Origin of the sequence: Aeromonas sp. HMWF014, from assembly GCF_963878295.1 — a bacterium.
In the GTDB taxonomy this organism is placed as follows: domain Bacteria; phylum Pseudomonadota; class Gammaproteobacteria; order Enterobacterales; family Aeromonadaceae; genus Aeromonas; species Aeromonas popoffii.
In genome coordinates, this window is sequence record NZ_CAWNYS010000269.1 from 1 (window position 1) to 3034 (window position 3034).

A 3034-nucleotide genomic window follows, 5' to 3' on the forward strand; every position below is an offset into this window, starting at 1 on the left:
ATCTGGGGCCTGCGCATAAAGCCAAGCTGCAACTGGCCGGAGAGCAGCTGCTCCTGCTGGATGGCGGAGGGCATATCCTGCAGATGGACCATCACGTCCGTGACCTGCTGTTTGAAGCGGGCCACCAGCGCAGGGGCCAGTGCAAAGCTCGACAGGCCGAAACCAATCTTGAGCCGCCCGGCCACGCCACTCGCCACCGCCAGCGCGTGGCTTTCAAACTCCCTGCCGTGTTCGACCAGTGCGCTCGCCTGGGTGAGCAGCTGGGCGCCGATGGCCGTTAATCCGGCGCCGTGGCGACCGCGATTGAACAGGGTGCTGCCAAGGGCCTGCTCCAGCCCCTGGATCTGCTTGGTCAGGGCCGGTTGGGTGATGAACAGCCGGCTGGCGGCTTCCCGGTAGTTGGCGGTCTCGGCCAGCATCACGAATGCCTGCAGTTGCCTCAGGTCGAATTTCATTCCATATGGTTATCTAAAGTGGTGATTTATTGATTATAAATTATCTAATCGACTTGTTCTAATGGTCCGGTAAAGGGAGTCGCGGCTCCCTCCGACCTGAAACAAGGAGCCATATCATGTCGACTCAACGTTATCTTTTTTTGATCAAGGGAACCCTGGTGCTGGCCCAGCCATTGGCAGCACCTGAGACGGGGGAGCTGCTCACCAGCCTGTTGCAACAGGGGTTTGTGGTCGGTCCCTTGCAGGTGTGGGCTGGCAGTGCCGAGCAGGCGCTGGCCTGTTATGAGCGTGCCGCCCAGCAACAGGCTTTTGCCGATGCGCTCTCTGGCGCTGCGTCCGATCTGACAGAGGTGCCAGCATGAGCGCCAATCTGAGAACAGAAATGAGTGCCGGCATGAGTAACATCACCTTGTCGGTATCCGCCCTGCTGCTCGATATGGATGGCACCCTGGTCTGCTCGACCGGTGATGTGGAGAAGGTGTGGCGGCTCTGGTGCCAGCATCATCAGCTTGCCCCCGAGCCGGTGCTGGCGATGTGCCACGGCATGCGCTCGCGGGAGGTGATCCGGGCGCTGGCCCCGCAACTGGATGTGGAGTGGGAGGCCGCGCGGCTCGACGAGCTGGAGATGCTGCATACCGGTGGCGAGGCCATCACCGGGTGTGACGAGCTGCTGCGCCGCTTGCCGCCACAGCGTTGGGCCATCGTGACCTCCGCCAGTGATCGGGTTGCTCGCCATCGCCTGAATTGTGCCGGTTTGCCGTTGCCCGCCGTGCTGGTGGGGGCCGAAGCGGTGACCAATGGCAAACCCGATCCCGAACCCTATCTGCTGGGCGCCGAACGGCTTGGCCGGTCGCCCGCTTGCTGTCTGGTAGTCGAGGATGCGCCGGCCGGTATCGAGAGCGCCCTGCATGCAGGCTGCACCGTGGTGCAGGTAGGGGGTGATGAGCCGCTCAATCCGGCGGTGGTGGCGGTGATCCGCGATTGGCGCGAGGTGAAGGTGGAGTTGGGGGAAGGCGAGTCCCTGCTGGTGACGCTGCCCACCTGAGCGCCGGAGAGCGCGCTACGGCCGCATATTGCGCTATGAGCTATCGCCATCAGCGCAGCATGCCGCAATAAAAACGCCCCCGAACTCCGGGGGCGTTTGTTATCTGAAGCGTTACTTGAAGACGCGGAAACGCGCGGCGTCATCCATGAAGGTCTTGTCACCGGCCGGTTGCTTGATGCTGCCAAAGGGCATCTGGGCGCGCAACAGCCAGCTGGCGGGCAGGTTCCACTCCTTGCGCACTGCTTCGTCGATCAGCGGGTTGTAGTGCTGCAGGGAGGCGCCGATCTTCTCCTGAGCCAGGGTCGTCCAGACCGCAAACTGGGCAATGCCGGTGGCATGTTCGGACCAGATGGGGAAGTTGTCGGCATATAGCGCGAATTTCTGTTGCAGATATTTGATGACGTCGGTGTCTTCGAAGAAGAGCACGGTACCGAAGCCGGCCCGGAAGCTGCCATCCACCTTGGCTTCACTTTGGGCATAGGCCTCCGGCGGTACTATCTTCTTCAGCTCCGCCTTGACGATGTCCCACAGCGTGTGGTGCTGGGCGCCAAACAGAATGACGGCGCGGGAGCTCTGGGAGTTGAAAGAGGAGGGGCTGTGCTTGATGGCATCCTGGATGAGGGCCGTCAGCTGCTCCGGCGTGTGAGAGACCTGGTCGCCCAGGGCATAGATGGTACGACGTGCTTTGATCTGTTCGATAAACGGACTGCTCATAACATCTCCTTGGTTTGACAGATAATCGCATTCGGTGGCCAGAGAGAAGGCCATCCGGCTACGATTGTGCAAGCTATAGACTATAACACCGCCTTCCCGCTTAACCGTCAACGCACAGTGGTCACTGTTTTTACTTTTTGTGGATATACATATGTGCAGCCTGAATGAGTGCGCTCACATTGTTATCTTTTTTGTCACTTAGCCCTCGTTCAGCGTATTTAAATCAATGAGTAATCCGGTATTTTCACCATCAGATACTGTCACACCGGCTGTTCGCCCTCTTTCTGTTCGAGCGGGCCGACGACTGCCGCTATCAGCGCAAGTGGCTGGGGCGGGATCGCTGGCATCCCTCTTCGTCACCGGAGAGTGGCGGTGAGTCTGGCTCCCCTTCGCTGACAATATCTGTCTTATCCCGGCGTGAGCGTAGCGGGCTGCGACAGTCTGGGCCTGGGAGAGATACCGCTCACCTTGTGCTGCTTCGGATATTTTTATCTTTATTTTCAAATAATTAGATTTTCATCTTGAGCGCCTTTTTCTGGCTCGGATGCTTTTGTATGAGGTGCCAGGCCGCGGGGGCCACTGGCGGAGTGAGCGGCGATTTGTATAGTGCAGGGGAAATTAATCAGGTTTGACAGGAGTACCCCATGGAGATGAAAAAGCACGGCATGAGCGCCCTGGCCCTGTTGGGCTCCCTGTTGCTGGTGAGCGGCGCAGTGCAGGCCTCGGAAACCCTCAACACCATACTCGGCGGTGGTGCCGGTGGCGTGGCGGGCACCATGATCGGCAAGGAGCTGGGAGGCGATACCGGCGCCCTGGTGGG

General features: G+C 59.8%; 4 protein-coding genes. 2 read left to right on the top strand and 2 right to left on the bottom strand.

Going from position 1 to position 3034, the window contains the following annotated elements; genetic code table 11:
* Positions 1 to 455 (bottom strand): LysR family transcriptional regulator (locus AAC083_RS10975; RefSeq protein ID WP_146181655.1); only part of this gene is annotated, 455 nt, incomplete at its 3' end.
* A gap of 116 nt (positions 456 to 571) precedes the next feature.
* Between AAC083_RS10975 and AAC083_RS10980 the strand changes: the two genes are divergently transcribed.
* Entirely contained in the window at positions 572 to 817 is a 246-nt protein-coding gene (locus AAC083_RS10980; RefSeq protein WP_108536602.1) for a hypothetical protein, read from the top strand.
* A 32-nt stretch (positions 818 to 849) separates the two neighbouring features.
* The gene (locus tag AAC083_RS10985; protein ID WP_108536603.1) at positions 850 to 1500 is read left to right on the top strand and encodes an HAD-IA family hydrolase; all 651 of its coding nucleotides are present in this window, start codon (positions 850 to 852) and stop codon (positions 1498 to 1500) included.
* A gap of 111 nt (positions 1501 to 1611) precedes the next feature.
* Here AAC083_RS10985 and AAC083_RS10990 read toward each other — a convergent pair whose 3' ends face one another.
* Positions 1612 to 2214, bottom strand: coding sequence for a nitroreductase family protein (locus AAC083_RS10990; RefSeq protein ID WP_108536604.1), 603 nt, complete (start codon positions 2212 to 2214; stop codon positions 1612 to 1614).
* Positions 2215 to 3034: the final 820 nt, after the last annotated feature.